This window comes from Shinella kummerowiae (assembly GCF_009827055.1).
Taxonomy (GTDB): domain Bacteria; phylum Pseudomonadota; class Alphaproteobacteria; order Rhizobiales; family Rhizobiaceae; genus Shinella; species Shinella kummerowiae.
Window position 1 is genome coordinate 140861 of record NZ_WUMK01000005.1, and the last position, 26934, is coordinate 167794.

The window sequence follows — 26934 nt, forward strand, 5'->3', positions numbered from 1 at the left end:
CTCCTTGTTTGGATCTCATGACACACAATCTGGGGCTTCCAACCATGGGAAGGTCAAGTGGCGCCGAAAGGAAAAGTTTGCTATTGACCTTCCCATGGTTGGAAGCCCCATCTTCTGTCCGAAGCTGAATTTCGGAATGAGAAAAGGAGGCGGCTATGAATGCCCCCGTTCGTGCAACAGACTTATCCAGAACGATATTGCTACCCATCGAGGGCATGACGTGCGCGTCCTGCGTAGGGCGTGTCGAAAGAGCCCTGAAGGCCGTCCCGGGCGTTGATGCCGCATCGGTCAACCTGGCGACGGAGCGTGCGAGCATCACGACCCGATCGACGATTGCCCGTGCCAAGCTCGTCGAGGCCATCGAAAACGCCGGCTATTCCGTGCCGGAGACGTCGGCAGGTTCGGCCGGCTCAACGGAACTGTCGATTGACGGCATGACATGCGCATCCTGCGTCGGCCGTGTCGAGCGCGCGCTGAAGGCGATACCAGGCGTAACAGACGCCGTCGTCAATTTGGCGACGGAGCGCGCGACTGTCCATGGGAGTGCAGCGGCAGCGACCCTGATCGCCGCGATCGAGGACGCTGGTTACGAGGCGAAGCTGATCGGCGCAGCCGCCTCCAACGGTGCGGAAGACCAGGCTGCCGAGCGGGCGGAGAAGAAGGACGCGGAGCGCCGCGAACTGGCGCGCGACTTCACCATTGCCGCGGTGCTCACCGCGCCTGTCTTCCTTCTGGAGATGGGATCTCACCTCATTCCGGGCGTGCATGGCCTCATCGAATCGACGATCGGCATGCAGTGGAGCTGGTACATCCAGTTCGCACTGACGACGCTCGTCCTGTTCATTCCGGGTATTCGTTTTTATGACAAGGGGCTCCCCGCGCTCTGGCGCCTTGCCCCTGATATGAACTCGCTCGTGGCGGTCGGTACGCTTGCGGCCTACGGCTATTCGCTGGTCGCAACCTTCGCACCACGTTTCCTGCCGTCCGGAACGATCAACGTCTATTATGAGGCGGCGGCCGTCATCGTGGCGCTCATTCTGCTCGGCCGCCTGCTCGAGGCCCGCGCCAAGGGCCGGACATCCGAAGCGATCAGGCGCCTGGCTGGCCTTCAAGCCAAGACGGCGCGCGTGCGCAGGGATGGCAAGACGGTTGACCTGCCGATTGGCTCGGTCGTTTCCGGCGATATTGTCGAAGTCCGTCCGGGTGAACGCCTGCCCGTCGATGGCGAGGTGGTCGAAGGCGCGAGCTATGTCGACGAGTCGATGATTACAGGCGAGCCGGTCCCGGTCTCCAAGTCGCCGGGCAGCGCGGTCGTCGGTGGCACGGTCAACCAGAAGGGTGCGTTCGTGTTCCGCGCGACGGCGGTCGGCGGCAACACGGTGCTTTCGCAGATCATCCGCATGGTCGAAGAGGCCCAGGGCTCCAAGCTGCCCATCCAGGCGCTGGTCGACAAGGTCACCATGTGGTTCGTGCCGGCAGTCTTCGCCGTCGCAGCGCTGACCTTCGCGGCCTGGCTCACCTTCGGTCCGTCACCCGCGCTCACCTTCGCACTGGTCAATGCCGTCGCCGTCCTGATCATCGCCTGCCCGTGCGCCATGGGTCTGGCGACGCCGACCTCCATCATGGTCGGTACCGGTCGCGGCGCCGAGCTTGGCGTGCTCTTCCGGAAGGGCGAAGCGCTCCAGTTGCTGAAGGACGCCAAGGTTGTGGCGCTCGACAAGACGGGTACCCTGACCGAGGGCAAGCCGACCCTGACCGATCTGGAACTGGCTGCCGGCTTCAACCGATCGACCGTCCTCGGTCTTGTCGCTGCCGTCGAGGCCAAGTCGGAACACCCGATTGCCAACGCGATCGTTGAGGCTGCCGCCGGTGAGGGCATCGCGCTGCCGGTCGTCTCGGACTTCGAATCGGTGACGGGTTTCGGCGTCAAGGCCATGGTCGAAGGCAAGCGCGTTGAAATCGGCGCCGATCGCTACATGACCGAACTCGGCCATGATGTGGCAACGTTTTCCGAGGTTGCCGCCCGACTGGGTGACGAGGGTAAGTCGCCGCTCTATGCCGCAATCGACGGAAAGCTCGCGGCGATCATCGCCGTCGCCGATCCGATCAAGGCTGCCACGCCTGCGGCAATCAAGGCTCTGCACGATCTCGGCCTCAAGGTCGCGATGATTACCGGTGACAATGCGCGTACGGCCAAGGCGATCGCGACTCGGCTGAGGATCGACAAGGTCGTGGCGGAAGTGCTGCCGGACGGCAAGGTCGATGCTGTGCGCGGTCTCAGGGCGAGGTACGGCAAGGTCGCCTTTGTCGGCGACGGCATCAATGATGCCCCGGCGCTGGCAGAGGCGGATGTCGGTCTTGCCATCGGCACAGGCACCGACATCGCAATCGAGGCGGCGGATGTCGTCCTGATGTCGGGCAGCCTGCAGGGCGTGCCGAAGGCGATCGCCCTGTCAAAGGCGACCATCGGCAACATCCGGCAGAACCTGTTCTGGGCGTTTGCCTACAACACGGCCCTGATCCCGGTCGCGACCGGCCTTCTCTATCCGGCCTATGGCATCTTGCTGTCGCCGGTCTTTGCCGCAGGCGCCATGGCCTTGTCGAGCGTGTTCGTGCTCGGCAATGCGCTGCGGTTGCGCACGATCAAGCTGGCGAACTGACCATTCGCGCGGCCGACCCCGGCATCCGGGTCGGCTGAGCGCCATTTTCGGGAGAATACTGATGAACATTGGACAGGCAGCAAAAGCATCGGGCGTTTCGGCCAAGATGATCCGGTACTACGAACAGAGCGGTCTCATCCCCGCCGCTGATCGGACGGCGTCCGGCTATCGAGATTACTCGGACACCGATGTCCATATGCTGCGCTTCATCCGCCGCGCGCGCGATCTCGGTTTTTCCGTTGCCGAGATCAGCGATCTCCTTGGCCTCTGGCGTGACGAGACCCGGCAGAGCGCTGAGGTCAAGCGCCTGGCGCAGGGCCACATCGATGAACTGGAAAAGAAGATCAAGGATCTGCAGGACATGGCGCGCACGCTCACCGTGCTCGTGAACGCCTGCCACGGCGACCACCGCCCGCATTGCCCGATCCTGCAAAGCCTCGAAACCGACATTGAGAACGAGGACCTGGCTATCCAGCCGCGCTCCGGCGCCGTCGCGCGCCCGGTGCAATGAGGAAAACGTTGCACCGGGAATGACGCGGCTGGGCGGAGGCGATCACGTCAAGGGTGACGGCGCCTTCAGTGGGCCGAGAGCACGCAGGTGCTTTCTCATCTCCTCGGCAGCGTCCGCGTTCCTTCCGTCGAACAGAAGCTCCAGAATGCGGATATGTTCGATGCAGCGGGCGCGGGCGAGTTCGCGGTCGACGTTTTGCTGGTATTCGATAAGCCGGCGGAGCCGGTCGACACGGCGCAGGCTTTCGATGAAGAAGGCGTTGCGGCTGCATTCGGCAATGGCCTCGTGCATTTCGCTGTTGATCTCGAACAGCCGGACGGCGGAGATTTCCAGGATCCCGCCGGCCACCAGCTGGCGCTGCTGCTCAAGGTGCCGTTCGAGGACTGGCCTGTCCAGTATGAAGCCCGGCTCCAGAAGTGCAGCGGGCTCGATGGCCTGGCGGAAGCTGTAGCTCTGCCGATAGGTCTCCATCGACGTCAGGATCGGCAGGAACCGCCAGCCATGCCCCGGCAGTCGCTCGGCCCACCCTTCTTCCGACATGCGCCGGAGCAAAGCCTGCAGGCGAGGGCGCGTGACGCCGTAGCGGCGCAGCAGTTCATTTTCGCTGATCCTGTCGGGGATCGCTCCGGCGAGACGATCGCGGGCGATTGCCAAATACGTCTCCTCGCTGCCGTCGGAGCCAGCCTCGCTCGCGGCAAAAGCTTCGGCCGCCGCCGGGTCCGCGACCGCGAAGCCGCCCCGCTCTGACGGCGACAATACGCCGGCCCGCTGCAACTCCCGGAGCGCCGTACGGATCGGTGAACGCGAGACGAGGAAGCGTTCGGCAAGGCTGCGCTCGGTCAGGGCGTCGCCAGGCGCCAGCCGCTCGGAATGCACGAACCGCGCAATCTGCTGGGCGAGGGTGCTGGCGATCTGGGTCATGTCTGCTCCTTCATGGCTGCGGTCTTCTCGCATTTTTTACAGGGTTCGCCAAGCTTTGGTTTTTTGTGCTTGCATAGTGCCAAGATTCGGATTAGTGGGATTTTGTAATTTCAAAACACCACGAGCTCCGCGTTTGGCGCCGGCTCGATCGAGGAGGGTGACGCGTGCGCATATTGGCCCTGCCAGGCGACGGGATCGGCCCTGAAATCACTGCGGCGACCATTGAGGTTCTCGAGGCCGCAGATCGGCGCTACGGTCTTGGCTTGCAGATCGAGGCAGCGGATATCGGCCTGAAGGCTCTGGCGGAGCGAGGCACGACCCTGCCGGATCCGGTCATGCAGCGCATCCCCCAGGTGGGCGGTGTCATCCTCGGCCCGGTTTCGCACTATGAATATCCGTCGGTCGACAAGGGCGGCATCAATCCTTCCGGCGAACTGCGGACCAAGTTCAACCTCTATGCCAATGTCCGCCCCTGCCGCTCGCGCCAGGAGCTGTCGATCCTCAAAAAGCCGATGGATCTGGTGATCGTGCGGGAAAACACTGAAGGGTTCTATTCCGACCGGAACATGTTTGCCGGTAACGGCGAGTTCATGCCGGATCCGGACCTTGCTTTGTCCGTGCGCAAGATTTCGGCGGCGGCCTGCCGACGAGTGGCCGAGGCGGCGTTCCGGTTGGCGACGACGCGGCGGCGCAAGGTGACGGCGGTGCACAAGGCCAATGTGCTGAAGCTGTCCGACGGGCTGTTCCTGCGCGAAGTGCGCAAAGTCGCAGCAGCCTTCCCGGATGTGGTTCTGGAGGAACTGATTGTCGATGCCGCGGCAGCGCTTCTGATCCGGCAGCCCGACCGGTTCGATGTTCTCGTCACGACCAACATGTTCGGCGATATCCTGTCGGACGAGGCGTCAGAACTGTCCGGCAGCCTCGGCCTCGGCGGTTCACTCAACCAGGGCGACGACATCTGCGTGGCGCAGGCCCAGCACGGTTCCGCACCGGATATCGCCGGCCAGGACAAAGCGAACCCGACGTCACTGATCCTCTCGGCGGCGATGCTGCTGGACTGGTTGGCCGAGCGTCATGCCGCACCGCAGTTCGCCACCGCCGCCCGGGGGATCGAAGCTGCGGTGGAAGCGGCGCTTGCCGACCCGGCCGGCCGTACCGCCGACCTCGCCGGACCGCTCGGAACAGCAGCGTTTGCAACACGCATCGCAGGCGCGGTCGCGCTTGGGGAGTGGAACGCGCAATAATTGCTTGATCCCGGATTGTCGTATATACGCGCTTAATACCATTCCGGGGTTGAAAATGAACGAACTTCATCGCTCGCTGGCGGACAAGATTGTCCGCCACATCAGGACATCGGCCATGGAACAGGGACAGCATCTGACCGAAGCCAGCCTCCAGACGCTGTTCGGCACCTCGCGTCCACCGATCCGTTCGGCGCTTGGGATGCTGGCCGACCAGGGCATCCTGGAGCGGGTGCCCAACAAGGGGTTCTATCTGCGCGATCCCAGCCGTATCGCAGCCGATCCGCTGCCGACCGCCGATGACACGTCGGATGAGGCGACTTATCTGAGGATCGCCGACGATCGCCTGTCGCGCCGCCTGCCCGACAGGGTCAGCGAGACGGATCTGATGCGGCGCTACGGCGTGTCGCGGCTGGGCCTGCGTCGCATCCTCACCCGCATTTCCGGTGAGGGCTGGATCGAGCGCAACGAGGGCCGGGGCTGGACATTCGCGGTGCTGATCGATTCCGTCGAGGCCTATCGCGAATGCTACGATCTGCGCCAGGTGATCGAGGTGCACGGCATACGTTCGCCCGAATTCCGGTCTGATCCGGCCGTGCTCGCGGACCTGCGCCGGCGTCAGGAGATCATCGCCGACGGGGGGTGGGAGCGCCTGAGCCAGATGGAACTGTTCGAGGCGAACTCGGCCTTTCATGAGGGGCTGGCGACCTTGTCCGGCAACCGGTTTCTGCTGACCACCGTGCAGAAACTCAACCAGCTCCGGCGGCTGATCGAATACCGGCAGACGCTGAACGCCGAACAGGTGCGCGGCCAGAATGCCGAGCACCTCGCCATCCTGGATGCGCTGGATGCCAGCGATTTCGACAGGGCGGCGGGGCTGATGCATGACCATCTCGGCAAGGCCAAGCTGCGCAAGGCCCGCGCCGAAATGTTTTCCGGTGGCTCCACTGGCGAGCCGAACCAAGGAGGTGACACATGACACGCGTTCTCGTACCCGCAGGTGCGCTGGGACTGGGCTATGACCGCGAGGCGCTGGAGCGCGGCGTGGCCAACCATCCCGACATCATCGCCATCGACGGCGGATCGACGGATAGCGGGCCGTCCTATCTCGGGCGGGGCGTCTCGAAATATTCGCGCGCCTCGACCAAGGTCGAATGGCGCGAGCTGATGCAGGCGCGTGCAAAGGCCGGGGTGCCTCTGGTCATCGGCACGGCCGGCACCTGCGGCGCCGATGCCGCGGTGGACTGGCTGTTCGACATCACCCGCGAGATCGCCCTCGAAGAGGGCATGAAGGTCAAGGTCGCGACGTTGAAATCCGGGCAGCCGAAAGAGCGGGTTAAGGCAGCGCTTGGAGGCGGCCGACTGCACGCCTTGCCGGCGGCGCCGGATATCTGTGAGGCCGTCGTCGACGATTGCACCAACATCGTCGCGCTTGCCGGCGTCGAACAGGTGGCGGCCGCCATCGCCACCGGGGCGGATATCGTGATTGCCGGGCGTACCACCGATACGGCGATCATCGCGGCCCTTCCCGTCGTGCGCGGCGATCACGCCGGAGCCGCCTGGCATGGCGCCAAGGTCGGCGAGTGCGGGGCGCTTGCCACCACGCAGCCGAATTCCGGCGTGATCCAGATCGACTTCGATGCCACGGGCTTTACCATCGAGCCGATGGCTGCGGATGCCGCCGCCACGCCCTATACCGTTTCGGCGCACATGCTGTACGAAAACTCTGACCCCTTCATCCTGCACGAACCGGGCGGCCATCTCGACGTGACGCGGTCCGATTACGAAGCGCTCGATGGTCGCCGGGTGCGCGTCGAGGGCTCGAAGTGGGTACCGGGGCGCTATACGGTGAAGCTCGAGGGCGCGCGCATCGTCGGCTACCAGACGGTTGGTCTCGCCGTCGTGCGCGAGCGCCGTTATGTCCAGCACGTCCGCGAATGGGCGGCGGATATCGAGGCGAAGGTGCGCGACAAGATCATCGCCCGCATGGGCCTTGCCGCCGATGCCTTCAATGTCGAGATCCGGCTGATCGGCATGGACGCCACGCTCGGCGCGCTGGAAAACCGGCACGACGTTCCGGTCGAGGTGGGGATTCTCGGTATCCTCACCTGCCCGACCGCCGAACAGGCGGCCGAGGCCGGGAAAATCCTCAACCCCTATCTCCTGCACCATCCGCTGACCGAGGACGAGCCGATGCCGACCTTCGCCTTTCCCTTCTCACCCGCCGAAATGCAGCGCGGCGCGCTTTACGAGTTCTGCCTCAACCATGTGATGGAACTGGACGATCCGCTGTCGGCCTTCGTGCTCGAAACCCATGAGGTGGGACATGCCTGAACTGGGAAGCCTCGTCAGCAAGGTGCGCTCCAAGAATGCCGGGCCGTTCTGGTTGACAATCGATGTCTTCTGCGACGATCCGACGACCTACACGCGGGTGCGCGAGGGGCTGAAGGACGCCACAGTGGCGCGGCTGTTCGGCGTCGAACAGCAATTGCTCAAGCGCTTCGACATTCCCGCGCTGAACGTGGTGAAGTTCTCGGTGCCGCGTCCTGTCGTGCAGGGCACGCGGGCCGACCGGGATATGCATGGAGCCGGTTGGGCCTGTCTCCTGGAGGAATTGCAGATCGATTGATCGTCTTGCCGCAAACCCTGGTTTTGCACCGCCCTCTGCCCCCGGCAGGGGGCGTTTGTTTGTGGGGATCTCTTCGCCCTGCCGGCAACAAGGATGTTGCGCAAAGGATTATATTGTCGTAAGTATCGTATTAAGACAACGGCAAGGAGGCCGGTGTCTGTGCCGCCGGACCGGCTGCACCAGGGCTTTCGGCCCGGACTTTTTGGGAGGAAATTATGATAAAAGCAGTTTTTGCCGCAGCATTGGCGTTTTCGCTTTCCGCCGCAGCGCCGGCTCTTGCCGATCCGGCCGTGGTCATGGCGCCGGGTGGAGCCGGCGGTGGTTATGACGCCATGGCGCGCCTGCCGTTCGAAGCCATGTCGAAGGAAGGCATCTTCACCGATGGTGCGACCTATACGAACAAGGGCGGCGCCGGCGGTACGATCGGCCTTGCGGAATTCGTCGGCGCCAACCGCGGCAATGACAATGCGGTCATGTCGATGGGCGTCATCATGGTGGGGGGCATCCTGCTCAATTCCTCGCCGGTCACGCTGGACGACGTGACGCCGCTGGTACGCCTCACCAACGATACGGGCGTGGTCGCCGTGGCGACGGATTCGCCGATCAAGACCGTGGACGATCTCGTCAAGGCGATGAAGGCTGACCTCGGCGCGGTGTCGATCGGCGGCGGCTCGGCCGGCGGCGTGGACCATATCGTCATGGCGCTGATCGCCAAGGAGAGCGGTCTGGAACCGGCCAAGCTGAACTACATTCCCTACGACAGCGGCGCGGAAGCCGTTACCGCCCTGGGCGGCGGTGCCGTGACGGTTGCCGTTTCGGGCGTCTCGGAATTCAAGCCGATGGCCGATGCCGGCCGCATCCGCATCATCGCGGTCACCTCCGAGGGCCGCGTCGATGGCATCGACGCGCCGAGCCTGAAGGAAGCCGGCCTCAACGTTGTCGTCGGCAACTGGCGCGGTATCGTCGGTGCGCCGGACATGTCGGCAGACGGCCGGAAGATGTGGCTGGACCGTTTCGCCAAGATGCATGAAAGCGCTGCCTGGAAGGATATTCTCGCCAAGCAGGGCTGGGAAGACGCCTATCTTGCAGGGGATGAATTCGTCGCCTTCCTGAACGACGAAAAGACCCGCATCGGCGCCATTCTGAAGGAAGCCGGCCTCGTCAAGTAAGCCGCCGCGCGTCTCGAAAGGATGACTGACATGACGGAACGCCCCTATTGGATTGCGGCGGGAACGGTCGGCTGGGGTGCCATCGTTCTCTGGAAAGCCGCGGAATTGCCCCAGTTCGACCAGTACGCCCATGTCGGCCCGGGGTTCATGCCCTCGGCCGTCGGACTCGGGCTGGTCCTGCTGGGCCTGATGCTGGCGCTGCAGATCCGCCGGGGCGTTTCGTTCGAGGAGCAGAGCGCCGAGGACGTGAGCGAGGACCATCACGTCTCCTACACGGCGCTTGGCCTCGTTGCCTTGGCCTGCGCGTTGCCGATGCTGACGATGAAGCCGCTTGGCTTCGTCATCACCTGCGCCGGCTGTTTCGTGCTGATTGCGGCGGCCTTCAAGTCGCGCCGCTGGTACCTGGATATCGTTATCGGCCTCGGCTTTGCGCTGCTGTGCTGGTGGCTCTTCCGCAAGCTGGGCGTCCAGCTCGGCGGTCTTCTTCCGATGATGGGGGTGTAGAATGGACGCGATTACCGGCTTGATGAACGGTTTTTCCGTCGCGCTGCAACCGCAAAACTTGATATGGTGCTTCGTCGGCACGTTCCTTGGCACCGCCATCGGCGTGCTGCCGGGCATCGGGCCGGCGCTGACCATCGCGCTGCTGCTGCCCGTCACCGTTTATATCGAACCGACGGCGGCCTTTATCATGTTCGCCGGCATTTTCTACGGCGCCATGTATGGCGGCTCCACAACCTCGATCCTGCTCAACACGCCCGGCGAAAGCGGATCGATGATGACCGCGCTCGAGGGCAACAAGATGGCCCGCAAGGGACGCGGCGCAGCCGCGCTCTGCACGGCGGCCATTGGCTCCTTCGTCGCCGGCACGATCGGCACGCTGGGCATCACCTTCCTTGCGCCGCCGATCGCCGAACTTGCCTTCATCTTCAAGCCGCAGGACTATTTCGCCCTGATGCTGCTCGCTTTCCTGTCCGTCTCGGTGGTGATGGGAACCTCCAAGGTGCGCGGCTTCATCGCGCTCTTCCTCGGCCTGTCGCTCGGTGTGATCGGCATTGACAAACAGACCGGCCTGCAGCGCCTGACCTTCGACGTGCCGGACCTGATGGACGGCGTCGAGATGACCGTCGTGCTCGTCTCGTTGTTCGCCATCGGCGAGACGCTCTATGTCGCCAGCCGCTTCGGCTTCCAAAAGCCCAATCTCAATCCGCTCGCCGGCGGCATCTGGATGACGAAGGAAGACTGGAAGCGCTCGTGGAAGCCATGGCTGCGTGGCACCCTGTTCGGCTTTCCCATCGGTGCGCTGCCGGCGGGCGGCGCGGAAATCCCGACCTTCTTGTCCTACACGGTCGAGCGTAACCTGACCAAACATCCTGAAGAGTTCGGCCATGGCGCCATCGAGGGCGTGGCCGGCCCCGAAGCGGCGAACAACGCCGCCGCCGCGGGGGTGCTGGTGCCGCTGCTGACGCTCGGCCTGCCGACGTCGGCCACCGCCGCGATCCTGCTTGCCGCTTTCCAGAACTACGGGCTGCAGCCGGGGCCGCTACTCTTCATTAACTCCGCCGATCTCGTCTGGGGTCTCATCGCCTCGCTCTATGTCGGCAACCTGATGCTGCTTATCCTCAACCTGCCGCTGGCGGGGCTGTGGGTGCGGCTCCTGTTCATCCCGCGTCCCTACCTTTATGCCGGCATCCTGATCTTCTCGCTGGTCGGCATTTGGGGCGTATCGAATTCCTGGGTGGACCTTGCCATGATGTTCGGCGTGGGCCTGCTCGGTTACGCAATGCGCGTCTACGATTTTCCGATCGCCCCCGTGCTGATCGGCCTCATCCTCGGGCCGATGGCCGAAGTGCAGATGCGCCGGGCGCTTGCCGTGGGGCAGGGGGATCCGTTGGTCTTCGTTTCCACCCCGCTCTCGGCGGTGCTGGTCGCCATCTCGGTGCTGATCGTGATCGTGCCGGCCATGCTGCACTGGCGACGCACGCGCAAGATCGACATGCCCGACGAAGCCGCCGGCGTCTGACGCCGCCAATCCATCCTGATGCCTGACCGGCCGCATCCCATGCGGCCGGGCGGGAGAACTCAACCCTCAGGGAGCCCAAAATGGCCGAAACGCTTTATTTCCGAGCCGAAGAGCTAACCAGATATGCGACCGCCATGTTCCTGTCGGTGGGCATGAGCGAGGCGGATGCGGCGCTGATTGCCGGCGATCTCGTCAAGGCCAACCTGCGTGGCGTCGACAGCCACGGCGTCAGCCGCATCCCGATGTATCTCGAGCGGCTGCGGCGCGGCCTCGTCAATCCGCGGCCCGACGTCAAGGTGACGAAGGTTGCAGGCGCTGTCGCCGCGGTCGATGGCGACAACGGTATGGGCTTCATCGCTTCGAACATCGCCATGAACGCCGCCTGCGACATTGCCGGCGAGATGGGCATCGGTCTTGCCGGCGTCAACCGCTCCACCCATTTCGGCATGGGCGCGTGTTACGCGCTGCGCGCCATCGAGCGCGGCTTCATCTCGATGATCTTCACGAACTCCTCGCCTGCCATTCCGATGTGGGGCGGGCGCACGACCTTCCTCGGCGCAAGCCCCATTGCCGCCGGCATTCCGGGCGGCAAACACCCGCCCTATGTGATGGACATGGCGATGACGGTGATCGCGCGCGGAAAAATCCGGCTGGCAGCGATGAAGGGCGATCCCATTGCCGAGGGGCTGGCGCTGGATATCGACGGCAACCCCACCACCGATGCCGCCAAGGCGTTCGAGGGTGTCTGCCTGCCCTTCGGCGGCGTCAAGGGTTCCGTGCTGGCGACGTTGATGGACCTGATGTCCGGCGTGCTGACCGGTGCGAATTTCGGCGGCGACGTGAAAAGCCTCTATTTCGACCATTCCGAACCGCAGAATGTCGGTCACCTGTTCTTCGCCATCAAGCCCGACCTCTTCCTCTCGCTGGACGACTTTGGCGCGCGCATGGATGAATTCTACGAGCGTATCAAGGTGCTGCCGCGGGCGGCGGGCGTCGATGAGATCATGATGCCGGGCGAGCCGGAACAGCGCCGCGAGGATGAGCGCCACCGCATCGGCATCCCCGTCACAGACAATGTCATCGCCGACCTTACAGCCGAAGGTGCGAGCGTTGGCATTGCCTTCCCTGACGGCCGCGCAACGCCGTTCGGGACGGCCTGATGAACCGCCTCTCCGCGCATATCGGCTATCTCTACACGGAGTTGCCGCTCGCCGAGCGGCCGGCCGCCGCCGCGCGCGACGGCTTTACCGCAATCGAGCATCCCGAGCCCTGGACCGTGCCCGCCGTTGACATGCGGGCCCGTCTTGCCGACCTCGGCCTGACCTTTTCGCAGGTCACCTCCGGCATGGGTGATGCGGCGAAGGGGGAAAAGGGGCTTGCCGCCCTCATGGGTCGGGAAGCGGAGTTCCGCGCCGGGTTCGACCGGGCGCTCGACTATGCGCATGCCATCGGCTGCCCCTTCGTCCACCCGATGGCGGGCGTGCCGAAGGGTGGCGTGCTGGATGCGGGCGAGACCTATCGGTTCAACCTTTCCTGGGCTTTGAACCGGGTGGAGGGAAGCGGTGTGCGCGTTCTCGTCGAGGCGATCACCATTCCAGGCTACCATATGGGTAGGCTTTCCCTCGCGACGGAGTTGCAGGACCAGTTCCACGGCCGTTTCGACCTTCTTTTCGATACCTACCATGCCGCCACGCTTGGCGAGGATCCCGTCCTCTGGGCGGCGCAGAATGCCCGCCGCATCGGCCATGTCCACATCGCCGATCACCCCGGCCGCCATGAGCCGGGAACCGGCACGCTGAATTTCGACCGTATTCTTTCCACCCTGACGGCGGGGGGATACGCGGGCGCCATCGGCTTCGAATATGTCCCATCCGCCGCAACGTCGGCCAGCGCGGCTTTCCTGCCCGGCTGGAAGCGGCTTCTTTCCGAAAAGGTTCTCCCATGACCGCGATCACCTCCGTCAATCCCGCCACCGGCCAACCCATTCGCAGCTTCGATTTGCAGGACGATGCCGCTGTCGAGGCCGCTCTGGAAGCCGCGAGCCTGGCGCAGCGCGCGTGGCGGCTGGTGCCGATGGCCGAAAGGGTGGCCCTGCTCACGCGCATGGCCGCGGCATTGCGTGCCGGCAAGGCGCGCTATGGCGAAATGATCGTGCGGGAAATGGGCAAGCCGCTCGCCGAGGCCGAGGCCGAAATCGAGAAGTGCGCCTATAATTGTGACTTCTACGCCGAACATGCGCCGCGCTATCTCGCTGATGAGCCCGTCCCCTCCAATGCCACGGAGAGCGTCATCGCCTTCGAGCCGCTCGGCGTCGTGCTGGCGATCATGCCCTGGAACTATCCGTTCTGGCAGTATTTCCGCTTCGCCGCCCCGGCGCTCGCCGCCGGCAATGGCGCTATCCTCAAACATGCCAACAACGTGCCGGAATGCGCGCTTGCCGTGCAGGAGGTGATGGAGGTGGCCGGCGCCCCGGCAGGGTTGACGGCGACGCTCATCATCGACACGTCCAAAGTCGCGGGCCTCATCGCCGACACGCGGATCGCCGCCGTCACGCTGACCGGCTCGACCGAGGTCGGCGCCATCGTCGCATCGCAGGCGGGCAAGGCGCTGAAGAAACAGGTGCTGGAACTCGGTGGCTCGGATCCCTTCATCGTGCTCGCCGATGCCGACCTGGAGGCTGCCGCCGAGACTGCCGTCAAGGCGCGCTACATCAATGTCGGCCAGTCCTGCGTCAACGCCAAGCGCTTTATCGTCGAAGAAGCCGTTGCCGATCGCTTCACCGCGCTCTTCGTAAAGAAGGCGGCCGCGCTGAAGATCGGCGACCCCATGGACCGCGACACGAAGATCGGCCCGATGGCCCGCGAAAACCTGCGCACCACCCTGCACGAACAGGTCCAGCGGTCGCTGGCCGAGGGCGCGGAGTTGAAGCTTGGCGGCCGGCCGATCGAGGGGGACGGCTACTACTATCCGCCCACCGTGCTCGACCATGTCCGGCCCGGCATGACCGCTTTCCGCGAGGAAACCTTCGGCCCGGTTGCCGCCATCATCCGGGCAAAGGATGCGGACGAGGCTATAGCCATGGCCAATGACAGCGAATACGGCCTCGGCGCTGCGCTGTGGACGGGTGACACCACCCGTGGCCGCGCGCTCGCCTCCCGCATCGACGCCGGCGCTGTCTTCATCAACGGCATGACCGCCTCCGATCCGCGCTACCCCTTCGGTGGCATAAAGCGCTCCGGCTATGGACGCGAACTCGGCGTCTACGGCATCCGCGAATTCGTCAACATCAAGACCGTCTGGATCGGTCCCGCCAAGTGAGGTCTCCCATGTCCGAACCTGCCATCCTGCGCCCGCACGAACTGAAGACCAACGACCGTGGCGGCGGCGCGCGCACCACGCCGCTCGTCACCCGCCGCTGCGGCTCGACCAGCATGATCAACGGCATCACGGCCTTCGATCCGGGGGCGGCCATCGGCGTGCATTTTCACAATTGCGAGGAAAGCGTCATGGTGATCGAGGGGGAAGCGATCGCCGAGATCGATGGCGTGCAGCATCATCTCGGCACCAATGACACGACGTGGATCCCCGCCAACGTGCCGCACCGGTTCATCAACGCCTCGGACAAGCCGATGCGTATCTTCTGGACCTATGCCACCATCGACGCCACCCGCACCATGGTCGCCACCGGCGAAAGCCGGTCGATCGATGCCGAACACGGCCACGCGCCGCAATGAGGGAGAACGCCATGTCCCCTGTCGTCGAGGTGGCGGAAATCAAGGTGAACGATCCCGCTGGCTTCGAAGCCGCCGTCGTGGCGGCACGACCCTGGTTCCTGGCGGCGGAAGGTTGCCTCGATCTGGCGCTGCACCGGGTTGTCGAGACGCCGGATACTTACCGGCTTCTGGTCAAATGGCGCCGCATCGAGGATCACATGGTGGCGTTTCGGGCCTCGGAAGGGTTTCAGAAATGGCGGGCATTGGCCTCGCCCTATTTCGCGTCCCCGCCGGTCGTGACCCATTCTGCGGCCATATGCTTGTGATGGACGACGCATGACACGCTCCTTGCTCCTGCGACGCTGCATGACTGTTCTGATCTCGGCAGCGGGCGTGGCTATCTTCCTGCTGCTCGATCTTCCCCTGCCGTTCCTGTTCGGCCCCATGGCGGCGTCGCTTGTCATCGCCCTGTGTGGCGCGCCGCTAGCCGGCCTGGGGCAGGTCTCGATCGCGGCGCGCTCGGTGCTCGGCGTGGCGATTGGAACCTCGGTCACGCCGGCACTGGTTGCCGAGCTTCCCTCGATGCTTGCCTCGGTGGCGCTGGTTCCCCTCTATATCGTGGTGATCGGCCTGATCGGCGTGCCCTTCTTCCGGAAGGTCTGCGGTTTCGATCTGGTCACCGCGTTCTACGCTGCCATGCCGGGCGGGGCGGCCGACATGACGATCTTCGGGCAGGAGGCGGGGGCGAATGTCCGGCAACTGTCGCTGGTGCATGTCACGCGGCTGATGGTCATCATGGTCGTGGCGCCGATCATCCTCGTCAACGTCTACGGCGTGGGCCTGACCCACCCGATCGGTCCACCCGCCTCCGACCTGCCGGTGTGGGAACTCGTGATCATGGCCGTTGCAGCCATTGTCGGCTGGAAGGGCGGCGAGCGGATCGGTCTTTTCGGGGCGGCGATCCTCGGGCCGCTTCTGGTTTCGGCGATCCTGTCACTTGCCGGCATCCTGCATCTGCGTCCGCCGCGCGAGGCGCTTCTTGCCGCGCAATTCCTCATCGGCATGGGCATCGGCGTCAGCTATGTCGGCGTCACCTTGCGGGAGCTGCGCAACACGGTCGCTGGCGGGGCCGCCTTCGTGGTGATCCTTGCGGCACTCGCGGGCGCGGTCACGGAATTCGTGACGTTGACCGGCCTTGCCCCGCCCGTCGAAGGTTTTCTCTCCTTCATTCCTGGCGGCCAGGCGGAAATGTCGATGTTGGCGCTCGTTTCCGGTGCAGACCTCAGCTTCGTCGTCGTGCACCACCTGACGCGTATCCTCGTGGTCATTCTCGGTGCGCCGGTGCTCTTCCGCTTGCTGCGGCGGGCTCAGCCGCCCGATTGATCGGGCCGCAGGCGCGCCAGCGCTGCGATGATTGCGCTGCCGGCGACTTCCACGTCGTCAGCCGAGACATCGAGGTGAGTGACCATGCGAATGCGGTTCTGCCCTTCGACGTTGACACGGATCGCCTCGCCGGCAAGCACCCCGGCCAGCGCGCTTGCCGAAACACCCGTCCCCGCAAGGTCGAGAAAGAGAATGTTGGTGACGACGCCCTCCGGCTGCACGTGCAGGCCGGGCACCGTTGCCAGCGCTGACGCAAGGCGCCTGGCATTGTCGTGGTCCTCCGCCAGTCGCTCGACATTGTGGTCCAGAGCATAGAGGCCCGCGGCCGCAAGGATACCGGATTGCCGCATCGCGCCGCCCAAACGGTGCTTCCAGACCAAAGCCTCCTCGATAAACCCGGCAGACCCCGCCAGGACCGCGCCGACCGGGCACCCCAACCCCTTGGACAGATCGATCCAGACGCTGTCGCAGGGGGCGGCGAAACGCGCCGCCGGCAGGCCCGTGACCACCGCCGCATTCAGCAGTCGCGCGCCATCCATATGCAGCGCGAGCCCCTTTTCCAGTGCCAGCCCCTTCAATGCGCCGATCGCCTCTTCCGACCATATCCGCCCGCCGCCGCGGTTGGTGGTCTGCTCGATGGCGATGACCCGGCTGTGGGGCGAGCGGTGTCGCGGCGCCCGCAGGCGGCTTGCGACATCCGCGACCGTAAAGATGCCGGTGGCCGTATCGATCGGCCGAAACTGCGCGCCGGCAAGCACGGCGGCTCCCGCCCCTTCCGAGCCGAAGACATGGGCGTTTTCCGCACAGACGATCTCGTCCCCCGGCCTGCAATGGACGAGAAAGGCGATCTGGTTCGCCATGGTGCCGGAGGGCAGGAACAGGGCCTTTTCCTGGCCGAGAAGGGCGGCCACGCGCTCCTCCAACGCCAGCGTCGTTGGATCCTCGCCCCGCTGCTCGTCGCCCACCGGCGCGGCGCAGATCGCCAGGCGCATGGCCTCGGATGGCCGGGTCGCGGTGTCGGCGCTCAGGTCGATAAGGCGAGGATGGTCTGGCATGGACATGTTCCTGAAAAGCGCCGCTGGAAAGCAATTGCGAAAGAATATCGGGTCTTGCCCGGATAGCCGAGGCAACGAGACCGGCAGCGCAAAGTCAACGGGTCCGGATTGAAAAAGCGCTTTCCTCGATGGCCGTTCCGTTTACGGTGCAGACCCGAAATCGGCGGGCAAAATGCTGCCGTAGAACGATAGCGGACACAGCCACGAGGAGACAGCAATGCCCCACGTAATACTCAAGATGGTCGAAGGGCGGACGGAAGAGCAGAAGAGGGCGCTTGCCGACGCGCTGACCAGGGCCGTCACGGCGACGTTGGGCTGCAGCGAAGACCTCGTATCGGTCGCGATCGAGGATTTTAAGGATGAGGAGTGGATGGCCAGGGTCTTCGCGCCGGACATCCAGCAGCGGTCCGATACGATCTACAGAATGCCGGGCTATGGACCCGAGGGCTGACCGGGAGGATTGCCGGACACCAGAATAGTAGGCGGCCTTCCTTAATTCTCCCGCAAGCAGCGGCTGGCACAGTGGAAGGATGAGAATCACCACAATCACCAATTGGGCCTATGGCATCACCGTTGTTTTGACCGCCCTTTCCGGCGCGTCGTTCATCATGTCGTCTCGCAGCGCCCTTCAGGAGCGCAGTGCCGTGGAGGAGCATCTCGTGCTCGACACGCTGGCCGAAGAGCTGGCGCTGGGCGCCGAGGTCATGAGCGATGAAGCGCGACTGTACGTCATGCGCGGTGAAGAACGCCATCTGCAGGCATTTCAAGCGGAAGAGGGGAAGGAGCGGCGGCGAGAGGAGGCCGCGACGAAGCTTGCCGCGCAGGCGCTTTTTCCGGCCGAGGTCGCGGCGCTGACGGAAATCGTCAGAGATGCGGAAGCGCTGGATAAAATCGAGGCGAGTGCCATCGAACGGTTCCAGCGCGGAGACAAGACCGCAGCGCAGGACATTCTCTTCGGTGCCGAGCACGAGCGGGTGCAAAACGCGCTTCTCCAGACGGTTGACCATTTTCGCGATCTGACCGCAACGCGGGCGGCATCTGAGCTTGAAGCGGCGCGCGCACGGAGCAACTGGTGGACCCGTGTCGCCGAGGTCATGCTTGCGGTGACAGGCGCACTGTTTGTCGCCGTGCTCTATTTCGTCTTGAGGCGACGGGTGGCGATGCCCCTGCTTCGGATGGCGGGGGCCGTGAACAGGCTGGCCAAGCAGGACTATACCGTTGAAGTGCCGATCGACCGCCGGGGAGACGAGATCGGAGAGATGAACGAGGCCATCGAGATATTCCGGACGAACCTGATCGAGCGCGAGAGGCTCGACGCCGAGCGGCGGACGGATCAGCACAGGAAAGATCTGATCCTGCAGATGATGCATCGCGTGCAGGCGTGCCAGAACCAGGAGGAAATGACCGACGTCGTCGTGCGTTTCGCCCCACAGATATTTCCTGGCCTAGCCGGCGGCTTGTACATTCTCAAAGAAGGCAACATGTCCCTGATGCGCGTCGGTGCATGGCTCGATCCCAAACAGTCGGCGGTGTATTTTCCGGCTGCCGAATGCTGGGGGATGCGTCGGGGCCGGTCGCATCACAGCGGCGTCAATGGCGCCGATGTTCCCTGCCAGCACCTTGACCATCTCGAAGCGACCTTATGCGTTCCCCTGACGGCGCAGGGCGACATGATCGGGCTGCTCTATCTCGAAGAGCAGGGCGAAGAAATACTCGGATTGACGGGCCCGCGGCTCTATCTGGAGCTGATCGCCGAGAATGTTGGCCTGGCGATCGCCAATCTCCAACTGCGGGAAAAGCTGACCACGCTCGCCGTGCACGATCCGCTCACCGGCCTTTTCAACCGCCGTTTCCTGGACGAGCGGCTGCAGCAGCATGTCAGGGAAGAGAGCGGGCAACCGCTCGTCTGCCTGATGATCGACATAGACTACTTCAAGCGTTTCAACGACCAGTTCGGACACGATGCGGGAGATCTGGTCATGCGGTTTGTCGGGCAGACGCTTCGCGAAACCTGTTCCTCCGTCGGCAGCGCGTTTCGCTTCGGCGGAGAGGAATTCACCGTCCTCTTGCCCTCCCTCGACGAGGGGGACGGGGTCGCGCTTGCCGACACTTTGCGCGAGAAAATCAGCAGTGCCGCCCTCTCCCATGCCGGTCAGCTCCTCGGCGCCATTTCCGTGTCGGTGGGGGTGGCGGCCTTCCCGACGGGCGGTTCGGTCGAAACGCTGATAACGCGCGCCGATGCCGCATTACTTGAAGCCAAGGCGAAGGGGCGTGACCGGACGATCGCCGCAAGCGGGATCAAAAGCAGCCGAAATTCCGTTTCACCCTCGTCTCGCAAGCCGTGACCGCAATCGGCCGACCGGTGAGATCGTAGCGCCTGCGGTGCGGGCCTGTGCCGGGCAACTTGCGGGGCAGGGCAGGTGAACGCCGTGATGTTTTCTGTGGCCGCGCGTTGGCTGATGACATTCGGCTCCTAATCGCCATATTTAAGGAGCTGGCATATTGGAAGCGGCATTGCAACGGGAGTGACATCGGTGAATGGACTGCAGAAAAGCACATTTCTTGGCTTCGTTGCGGCATTTCTGGTGATGGCCGTGAGCCTTCCTTTGCGTGATGCCAATGCCGCGGATTGCCGGGCCGACCCTGCGCCCGAAGTCGACTGGAGCGATTGCAACAAGAAGAACCTGATGCTGGGTGGAAATGACTTTTCCGGTGCGAATTTCCGGGATGCCGACCTCAGCTATACCGACATGCGCAATACCAACCTGACGGCCGCCGATCTGGAAAAGGCGACCCTGATCCGGACCTGGTTCACGGATGCGCGTTTGGACAAGGCGAATTTCGAAAGGGTCGAAGCCTATCGCGTGGGCTTCCAGAATGTCTCTGCGCAGGGAACCTCGTTTGCATCCGCCGAGCTTCAGCGCGCCGCGTTCAATGGTGCCGATCTGCGTTACGCAAGTTTCGAGAAGGCAGACGTCAGCCGTGCGACCTTCGCCGAGGCGATCCTTTCCGGCGCAAGCTTTGCCTATGCGAACCTCTCGCGCGCCGATCTGAGCAAGGCGAGCGTGCAGGGAACGCTCGGCTTTGAAAGGGCGTTCATGCTTTTGACCCGAATCGAGGGGCTGGACCTGTCCGGCGCCAAGGGTCTCGACCAGTCGCAGATTGACATTGCCTGCGGCGACGCCGACACCAAGCTTCCGAAAGGCCTTACGACACCGGCATCCTGGCCCTGCCCGCGGGACTGAGCCGTGCGTGTCAGGCTTCCCGGACCCCGCACCAATCTGCGGCGAAGAGCGCGAGTGTTTTGGTGACGCGCCGCAAAGAGGCGAGGCTGACGCGCTCGTCGATGCCGTGGATGTTTTCGGCAATGGGACCGTAGACCAGCGCGGGGATGTTGCCGTGCACCGAGAACACGGCAGCATCGAGATAGCAGGCCATGACATAGGCGCTCAGATCCTCGCCGGCATGGATGGCGGCATGGGCGGTGCGCAGGCTTGCCTCGGCCGGGGTGCCATCAGGAAGCTCGTAGCCGGCATGCATCACGCCGACCCAGGTGAGCGTCACGTGCTGTCCGCTGGCAAAGGCCGGGTCTTCAACTTGCACGCGCTGCACGAAGGCCTCGAATTCGGCCGCGCGGACCTTCGGGCTCTCACCCGGATAGAAGCCGATCCGGCCTTCGGCTGTGCAGTCGCTGGGGATCGAGGCGATCCAGTCGCCGCCAGCAATGGTTCCGATCGTCAGCGCGACGGGATTTGCAAGGTCCTTGAACCAGCGTTTTCCCTGCCGCTCGGCGATCCACTGCTTCTCCAGGGTTCTGAGATGGCCGATGAGGCGGATCATCAGGTCGATGGCGCTCTGGCCGGATTCCGGCTCGCGCGGATGTGCCGGGCGACCCCTCGTTTCCAGCCTGAATTTCAGCACGCCGGCATTGGCGCGCACGAGCTGCTCATCGGTCGGCTCGGGGCTGACGATCACGTCAGCGGTAAAGCCGAGGGCAAAGGCCGTTGCCGCACCGTTGCCGGTGATTTCCTCTTCCACGACCGACTGCACCTGAACGTCGCCGCAGAGCGACAGGCCGGCAACGGCGATGGCGTCGAGCGCGAAGATCGAGGCGACGAGGCCAGCCTTCATGTCGCCGGCTCCACGGCCGTAAAGCCAGTCGCCGTCGCGAACGGGTTCAAAGGGTGGAGAGGTCCAGCGCTGGTGGCTTCCGGCCGGAACGATATCGACATGGGAATTGAAGGCGAGGGATCGTCCGCCGCCGCCCTCAGAGGACTTGCTGCCAACGACGTTCCAACTCGCGTCGTAATCCACGGTGGCCGGTGAAAAGGCCGGGTGCCGGCCGATTCTCGCGGCATCGGTGCGGAACCGACTGGTGGTGAAGCCGCGCTGTTTCAGCGCCATCTCGATGAAATCCTGTATCGCCACCTCCTCATTGCGTAGGGACTTGAACCGCACCAGCCTTTCGAGGAAGCGGACCTGTTCGTCGAAATGCAGGTCGACGGCGTCGAGGATACGATCGTTGGCAGATGTCATGGCAATCTTGAGCTGGAGATTCGATGGAGGAGACGAGGCAGCCTAGCCGCTGCCCCGTCCATTTCAAGCGAGCTTAGCCGAGTACGGACTTTATGGCATCCGCCGCAGCCTTCACGACAATATCCGCTTCTTCCCTGGTGAGGCACAGCGGCGGCGCGAAGCCGAGGATATCGCCCTGCGGCATGGCGCGGCCGATGACGCCGCGTTCGAGAAGGGCGGCGGAAACCTGCGGGCCGATCTTTTTCGACGGATCGAAGAAAACACGGTCGTCTTTGTCCTCGACGAATTCGATGGCCGCCATCAGGCCATCGCCCCGCACGTCGCCGACATGTTTGTGATCGCCGACGGCCTTTGCCAGCTCGCTGCGGAAGTAGGCACCGGTGGAACCGGCATTTTCGACGAGGCCGAGTTCGTCGATGAGCTCCAGGTTGGCGACGCCGGCAGCGGCGCAGATCGGGTGGGAGGAATAGGTCCAGCCATGGCCGATAGCGCCGAGTTCATCCGAGCCCTTGACCAGGACGTCCCACATCTTGTCCGAGACGATGGTGCCGGAGAGTGGTGCATAGGCCGAGGTGAGGCCCTTGGCGATGGTGATGAGGGCGGGCTTCATGCCGTAGTGGTCCGAGCCGAACATCGTGCCGAGGCGGCCGAAGCCGGTGACGACTTCGTCGGCGACGAGCAGGATGTCATACTTGTCGAGCACGGCCTGGATCTTCTGCCAATAACCCTTCGGCGGCGGCACGATGCCGCCGGTGCCGAGGATCGGCTCGCCGATGAAGGCCGCGACGGTGTCCGGACCTTCGGCGAGGATCATCTCCTCCAGCTTGTCGGCGCAATATTGCGAGAACTGCTCCTCGTCCATCGCGCGGTCCGGGCGGCGGAAGAAGTAGGGGGCTTCCGTGTGCAGGATCGGCGCACGCGGCAGGTCGAAGGCATTGTGGAAGAGGGCAAGGCCGGTCAGCGAGCCGGTCATGACGCCGGAGCCGTGATAGCCGCGCCAGCGCGAAATGATCTTCTTCTTCTCCGGCCGGCCGAGAATGTTGTTGTAGTACCAGATAAGCTTGATGTTGGTCTCGTTGGCATCAGAACCAGAGAGGCCGAAATAGACCCGGCTCATGCCCTCCGGCGCGCGGTCGATGATCATCTTGGACAGCGTGATCGAGGCTTCCGTGCCGTGGCCGACATAGGCGTGGTAATAGGCGAGGTTCTTCGCCTGCTCGGCGATCGCATCGGCGATTTTCTGGCGGCCGTAGCCGACGTTGACGCAGTAAAGGCCGGCAAAGGCATCGAGGCTGGTCTTGCCGCTGGTGTCGGTAATATAGACGCCTTCACCTCCGCCGATGACGCGCGTCGGCGTTTCGCCGCGCGCGTGCATGCCCATATGGGTAGAGGGATGAAAAAAATGGTCGCGGTCCCAGGCGGTGAGTTCGTTGCGTCTGTCGGACATGGTCTTTCCTTTCATGTGTTTCTTGGCGCCGGGATCAGGCCGCCGTGTCGATGCAGAGATATTTGAGTTCGGTGAAAGCCTCCATGCCGTGGCGCGAGCCCTCGCGGCCGAGGCCGGATTGTTTCCAGCCGCCGAAGGGGATCGGCTCGCCCGTGATTTTTACACGGTTGACCGCCACCATGCCGTATTCCAGCGCCCGGGCAAGCCGCATCTGGCGGGCGCCGTTTTCGGTGACGACATAGGCAACGAGGCCATATTCGGTGTCGTTGGCGCGCTTGACAACCTCGGCCTCGCTGTCGAAGGCGGTGACGGCGGCGACCGGGCCGAAAGTTTCTTCCCGCATGATCAGCGTGTCGTCGGAGACGTCGGCCAGAAGTGTCGGCTCATAGAATAGCGGTCCGGCCTTGTGGCGTTTTCCGCCGGTCAGCACTATGGCGCCGTGTTTCAGCGCATCGGCAACCTGTTCCTCCACCTTAGCAATCGCCCGCTCATGCATCAGCGGGCCGATCTCGACATCGGCTTCGAGCCCGTCACCGACCTTCAGGGCTTCGATGCGGGCTTTGAAGGCCTGGGTGAAGGCTGCGAGTACGGGCCGTTCGACATAGATGCGGTTGGCGGCGAGGCAATCCTGGCCGGAGGTGGCGAACTTGGCATTGATCGCGATATCGGCGGCCTTGTCGATATCGGCATCGGCGAAGACGATCAGCGGTGCATGGCCGCCGAGTTCCATCACCAGCCGCTTCATGGTCGGCGCGCACTGGCCGGCAATCAGCTTGCCGATTTCCGTGGAACCGGTGAAGCTGAGCGCCCGCACGCGGGCTTCAGCGTTCATGCGACCGACGATGGTTGCGGCATCCCCCGTCACCACGTTGAAGACACCGGCAGGAAGGCCGGCGCGCTCGCCAAGTTCGGCCAGTGCGAGCGCAGACAGGGGCGTCTCGCTGGACGGATGGGCCACCACCGTGCAGCCGGCGGCAAGGGCGGCTGCGGCCTTGCGGGTGATCATGGCGCAAGGGAAGTTCCACGGCGTGACGATGCCGACGACGCCGAGCGCTTCGCGGCGCACGATCATCTCTGCGCCGGGCAGGTGGCTGGTCACACTTTCGGCGTTGAGGCGTTTGCCTTCCTCGGCATACCACTCGATGAAAGAGGCCGCATAATCGATCTCGCCGCGGGATTCCGCGAGCGGCTTGCCCTGTTCGAGCGTCATCAGCAGCGCGAGGTCTTCGCGCGCCGCGAGGATCAGCCCGTGCCACTTCCGCAGGATGGTCGCGCGTTGCTGCGGCAGCAGATCCCGCCAGGCTGGAAAGGCTTTGGCGGCGGCGGAAACCGCATCCGTCGTCTGATCGGCATCGAGGGACGCCACCCAGGCGAGCGGCGCGCCGGAGGCAGGGTCCGTCACGCCAAAACTGTGGCCGTCGCGGCCGGCCACCCAGCGGCCGCCGACATAGGCGAGTTCGCGCAACAGGTGAGGATCGGCGAGGCGGGCAAGCGCGTCGTGGAACGTCGTGCGGGCAAATACGGCAGTCATGGCGGCCTCCTCTGGCTGGTGAGAGGAGTCTGCCAGAGGCTGGACGGCAGATTGTCTATTGCCGGGGCGGGACGCAGAGACTTTGGCCAAATCCGCGACCGTCCGTAGACAATCTCTCTACGAGAGCCCTAGTCGGAGGCGGGGAGCAGTGTCGCCAGCGGCAGCGCGGTTTCCTCCTTCACCGTCTTGGTGACGATGTAGGTGAAGTAACGATCGATGCCGAGTTCGCGGTCGAGCAGGCTGTCGACGAGGCGCTGGTAGGCGTCGATATCCGCCGCCATGATCTTCAGGATGTAATCGACACCGCCGCCGACGGACCAGCAGGCGACGATCTCCGGCGTCGTCGCCACCGCGCGCTCGAAACGGTCGAAATCCGCCTGGCGATGGTTGGCCAGCGTTACCTCCATCATGACGCTGGCGACGGGCGCCACGCGGCGCACGGCGACCCGCGCATGATAGCCCGAGATGATGCCCGCCTTTTCCAGCTTGCGCAGGCGCAACCAGCAGGGGGTGGGGGAAAGGCCTGCTTTTTCCGCCAGCGCCAGTTTGGTGATGCGCCCGTTCTCCTGGATCGCCTCCAGGATGCGCAGGTCGATGGCGTCGAGTTTCATGCGGGCGCCCTCCGGGCGGAGATCATGTCAAAGCTGAGAAAAAGACAATGGAAAGGCATTTTGACGTTGTCAATTGAACTGAATTTGAGCACTGTCGAAATCATGACAAGTTGGCGTCCCGATATATCCCAATTGCGCCGGCCGGCCTATCTCTCCCTTGCCGAGCAGATCGCCCGCGCCATTCAGGAAGGGCTGCTGCCGAACGGTACACGCCTTCTGCCACACCGCAAGCTCGCCGACGACCTGAAACTCTCCGTCCAGACCGTCAGTCGTGCCTATGACGAGCTGATCCGTCGCGGCCTCATTTCCGGCGAGGTCGGCCGCGGCTCCTTCGTGCAGACCCGGCCGAAGGAGCCGGAGCCGCCCTATCTGCCGGAACGTCTTGGCGAACTAGTCGATCTGTCGATCCTGAAGCCCGTCTGCGAACAGCTCCATCTGGAGCGCATGCGTGAGGCCTTCGGCTGGCTTGCGGAAAACCTGCCGTCGAGTTCGGCGCTGTCCTTCCGGCCGAACATGGTGTTCCCACGACACCGCGCCGTCGCCGCCGAATGGCTTGCCCGCTGTGGTCTCGATATTTCACCGCTCAACATCAACCTCACCAATGGCGCGACCTCGGGCATGACCGTTGCGTTGATGAGCGTGGCGCCACCCGGTGCGACCGTTGCGACGGAGGCGATCAGCCACCACACGCTGGTGCCGCTCTCCACCTATCTCGGCCTGCATCTGGAAGGCCTGCCGATCGATCACGACGGCATGATCCCGGAGGCGCTGGACGATGCCTGCCGCAAAGGCGTGATCCGCGCAGTCTTCCTGCAGCCGTCCGTCATCAACCCCACGGCCACGCTGATGAGCGCGGAACGTCGCCAGACGCTGGCAGAGGTCGCGCGGCGTCACGATATCGCGATCATCGAAAACGACATTCTGGGGCCGCTGGTCGATGACCGGCCTCCGCCGCTTGCGGCCTATGCGCCGGAGCGCACGCTCTACATCACGAGTTTCACAAAGATCACCGTGCCGGGCTTGCGCATCGGCTATCTCGCAGCCCCCGACCGTTATATCGCCGCCGTCGCCAATCGCCACCTCGTCTCGAGCTGGATGGCGACGCCGTCGATTGCCGAGATCGCCACCCGCTGGGTCAGCGACGGTACGGCGATGGAATTGGTCAACTGGCAGCGTCGGGCGCTTGGCGCTCGTCATGCCATCGCCGAGGAGGCCTTTGTCGGCCTGCCCTATCACTCCCATCCGCAGAGCCTGCATGTCTGGCTGCCGCTGCCGGAGGGACACACCGAGGAAGGGTTCGTCTCCCAGGCCCGCTTGCGCGGCGTGGCGATTGCTCCCGGATCCTCCTTCCGCACCTGCGACCAGCACTGGCACCCGGCGGTGCGCATCTCGCTGGGCTCCACGACCGAGCAGGAACTTCGCACCGGCCTTGGCATTCTGGCATCACTGGCCAGCGGAAATCCGGAAGCCTTGCTGCTGGCGATTTGAGGCAAATGCCTGCCGA

25 protein-coding genes are annotated in these 26934 nt (G+C 64.2%); 19 read left to right on the forward strand and 6 right to left on the reverse strand.

The window, feature by feature from the left end; translation table 11 throughout:
- The first annotated feature begins 155 nt into the window (after nucleotides 1-155).
- Both GR138_RS14375 and cueR read left to right on the forward strand, forming a co-directional pair.
- Nucleotides 156-2660, forward strand: coding sequence for a heavy metal translocating P-type ATPase (locus GR138_RS14375; protein ID WP_160859935.1), 2505 nt, complete (start codon nucleotides 156-158; stop codon nucleotides 2658-2660).
- A 61-nt stretch (nucleotides 2661-2721) separates the two neighbouring features.
- A complete protein-coding gene (cueR, locus tag GR138_RS14380; RefSeq protein WP_160859936.1) occupies nucleotides 2722-3171 on the forward strand; it encodes a Cu(I)-responsive transcriptional regulator in 450 nt (149 codons plus the stop codon).
- A gap of 42 nt (nucleotides 3172-3213) precedes the next feature.
- On the opposite strand, the gene GR138_RS14385 is transcribed toward cueR, so the two are convergent.
- A complete protein-coding gene (locus tag GR138_RS14385; protein WP_160859937.1) occupies nucleotides 3214-4092 on the reverse strand; it encodes a GntR family transcriptional regulator in 879 nt (292 codons plus the stop codon).
- A 164-nt stretch (nucleotides 4093-4256) separates the two neighbouring features.
- Between GR138_RS14385 and GR138_RS14390 the strand changes: the two genes are divergently transcribed.
- From GR138_RS14390 to GR138_RS14450, 13 genes are all read left to right on the forward strand, one after another.
- Complete coding sequence (locus GR138_RS14390) at nucleotides 4257-5336, forward strand: isocitrate/isopropylmalate family dehydrogenase (RefSeq protein WP_160859938.1); 1080 nt, start codon at nucleotides 4257-4259, stop codon at nucleotides 5334-5336.
- Nucleotides 5337-5391: 55 nt separating this feature from the next.
- A complete protein-coding gene (locus GR138_RS14395; RefSeq protein ID WP_160859939.1) occupies nucleotides 5392-6312 on the forward strand; it encodes a GntR family transcriptional regulator in 921 nt (306 codons plus the stop codon).
- Nucleotides 6309-7667 carry an acyclic terpene utilization AtuA family protein gene (locus GR138_RS14400; protein WP_160859940.1) on the forward strand — a complete coding sequence of 453 codons (1359 nt, stop codon included), beginning with the start codon at nucleotides 6309-6311 and terminating at the stop codon, nucleotides 7665-7667. The genes GR138_RS14395 and GR138_RS14400 overlap by 4 nt, the downstream gene beginning before the upstream one ends.
- On the forward strand, nucleotides 7660-7962 hold the full coding sequence (locus tag GR138_RS14405; RefSeq protein ID WP_160859941.1) for a DUF4387 family protein: 303 nt from the start codon (nucleotides 7660-7662) through the stop codon (nucleotides 7960-7962). The genes GR138_RS14400 and GR138_RS14405 overlap by 8 nt, the downstream gene beginning before the upstream one ends.
- A 215-nt stretch (nucleotides 7963-8177) precedes the next feature.
- Nucleotides 8178-9131 carry a tripartite tricarboxylate transporter substrate binding protein gene (locus GR138_RS14410; protein ID WP_160859942.1) on the forward strand — a complete coding sequence of 318 codons (954 nt, stop codon included), beginning with the start codon at nucleotides 8178-8180 and terminating at the stop codon, nucleotides 9129-9131.
- 30 nt (nucleotides 9132-9161) lie between these two features.
- A complete protein-coding gene (locus GR138_RS14415) occupies nucleotides 9162-9635 on the forward strand; it encodes a tripartite tricarboxylate transporter TctB family protein (RefSeq protein ID WP_160859943.1) in 474 nt (157 codons plus the stop codon).
- A 1-nt stretch (nucleotide 9636) separates the two neighbouring features.
- Nucleotides 9637-11154 carry a tripartite tricarboxylate transporter permease gene (locus tag GR138_RS14420; RefSeq protein ID WP_160859944.1) on the forward strand — a complete coding sequence of 506 codons (1518 nt, stop codon included), beginning with the start codon at nucleotides 9637-9639 and terminating at the stop codon, nucleotides 11152-11154.
- An 80-nt stretch (nucleotides 11155-11234) separates the two neighbouring features.
- Nucleotides 11235-12314, forward strand: coding sequence for an Ldh family oxidoreductase (locus GR138_RS14425; protein WP_160859945.1), 1080 nt, complete (start codon nucleotides 11235-11237; stop codon nucleotides 12312-12314).
- Nucleotides 12314-13099, forward strand: coding sequence for a hydroxypyruvate isomerase family protein (locus GR138_RS14430; RefSeq protein WP_160859946.1), 786 nt, complete (start codon nucleotides 12314-12316; stop codon nucleotides 13097-13099). Before GR138_RS14425 ends, GR138_RS14430 begins: the two co-directional genes overlap by 1 nt.
- Nucleotides 13096-14472 carry an NAD-dependent succinate-semialdehyde dehydrogenase gene (locus tag GR138_RS14435; protein WP_160859947.1) on the forward strand — a complete coding sequence of 459 codons (1377 nt, stop codon included), beginning with the start codon at nucleotides 13096-13098 and terminating at the stop codon, nucleotides 14470-14472. The genes GR138_RS14430 and GR138_RS14435 overlap by 4 nt, the downstream gene beginning before the upstream one ends.
- A gap of 8 nt (nucleotides 14473-14480) precedes the next feature.
- Nucleotides 14481-14888 (forward strand): cupin domain-containing protein, encoded by a 408-nt coding sequence (locus tag GR138_RS14440; protein ID WP_160859948.1) that lies wholly within the window; start codon nucleotides 14481-14483, stop codon nucleotides 14886-14888.
- A gap of 11 nt (nucleotides 14889-14899) precedes the next feature.
- Nucleotides 14900-15193 (forward strand): antibiotic biosynthesis monooxygenase family protein, encoded by a 294-nt coding sequence (locus GR138_RS14445; protein ID WP_160859949.1) that lies wholly within the window; start codon nucleotides 14900-14902, stop codon nucleotides 15191-15193.
- A gap of 10 nt (nucleotides 15194-15203) precedes the next feature.
- Entirely contained in the window at nucleotides 15204-16250 is a 1047-nt protein-coding gene (locus GR138_RS14450) for an AbrB family transcriptional regulator (protein WP_160859950.1), read from the forward strand.
- Here GR138_RS14450 and GR138_RS14455 read toward each other — a convergent pair.
- Nucleotides 16235-17305, reverse strand: a complete 1071-nt coding sequence (locus GR138_RS14455) for a threonine aldolase family protein (protein WP_246200470.1) — start codon at nucleotides 17303-17305, stop codon at nucleotides 16235-16237. The genes GR138_RS14450 and GR138_RS14455 overlap by 16 nt on opposite strands.
- A gap of 217 nt (nucleotides 17306-17522) precedes the next feature.
- Between GR138_RS14455 and GR138_RS30810 the strand changes: the two genes are divergently transcribed.
- From GR138_RS30810 to GR138_RS14470, 3 genes are all read left to right on the forward strand, one after another.
- Complete coding sequence (locus tag GR138_RS30810; RefSeq protein WP_160859952.1) at nucleotides 17523-17756, forward strand: tautomerase family protein; 234 nt, start codon at nucleotides 17523-17525, stop codon at nucleotides 17754-17756.
- A gap of 79 nt (nucleotides 17757-17835) precedes the next feature.
- The gene (locus GR138_RS14465) at nucleotides 17836-19650 is read left to right on the forward strand and encodes a diguanylate cyclase (protein WP_160859953.1); all 1815 of its coding nucleotides are present in this window, start codon (nucleotides 17836-17838) and stop codon (nucleotides 19648-19650) included.
- Nucleotides 19651-19893: 243 nt separating this feature from the next.
- Nucleotides 19894-20550 (forward strand): pentapeptide repeat-containing protein, encoded by a 657-nt coding sequence (locus GR138_RS14470; protein WP_202402679.1) that lies wholly within the window; start codon nucleotides 19894-19896, stop codon nucleotides 20548-20550.
- A 10-nt stretch (nucleotides 20551-20560) separates the two neighbouring features.
- Here GR138_RS14470 and GR138_RS14475 read toward each other — a convergent pair whose 3' ends face one another.
- The 4 genes from GR138_RS14475 to GR138_RS14490 all read right to left on the reverse strand — a co-directional run bounded on the left by GR138_RS14475 (nucleotide 20561) and on the right by GR138_RS14490 (nucleotide 25430).
- On the reverse strand, nucleotides 20561-21841 hold the full coding sequence (locus tag GR138_RS14475; protein WP_160859954.1) for an ArgE/DapE family deacylase: 1281 nt from the start codon (nucleotides 21839-21841) through the stop codon (nucleotides 20561-20563).
- A gap of 73 nt (nucleotides 21842-21914) precedes the next feature.
- Nucleotides 21915-23288 (reverse strand): aspartate aminotransferase family protein, encoded by a 1374-nt coding sequence (locus GR138_RS14480; protein WP_160859955.1) that lies wholly within the window; start codon nucleotides 23286-23288, stop codon nucleotides 21915-21917.
- Nucleotides 23289-23322: 34 nt separating this feature from the next.
- On the reverse strand, nucleotides 23323-24819 hold the full coding sequence (locus tag GR138_RS14485) for an NAD-dependent succinate-semialdehyde dehydrogenase (protein WP_160859956.1): 1497 nt from the start codon (nucleotides 24817-24819) through the stop codon (nucleotides 23323-23325).
- A 128-nt stretch (nucleotides 24820-24947) separates the two neighbouring features.
- Entirely contained in the window at nucleotides 24948-25430 is a 483-nt protein-coding gene (locus GR138_RS14490; RefSeq protein WP_160859957.1) for an Lrp/AsnC family transcriptional regulator, read from the reverse strand.
- 102 nt (nucleotides 25431-25532) lie between these two features.
- Between GR138_RS14490 and ehuR the strand changes: the two genes are divergently transcribed.
- Nucleotides 25533-26918 (forward strand): MocR-like ectoine utilization transcription factor EhuR, encoded by a 1386-nt coding sequence (gene ehuR, locus GR138_RS14495; RefSeq protein ID WP_160859958.1) that lies wholly within the window; start codon nucleotides 25533-25535, stop codon nucleotides 26916-26918.
- Nucleotides 26919-26934: the final 16 nt, after the last annotated feature.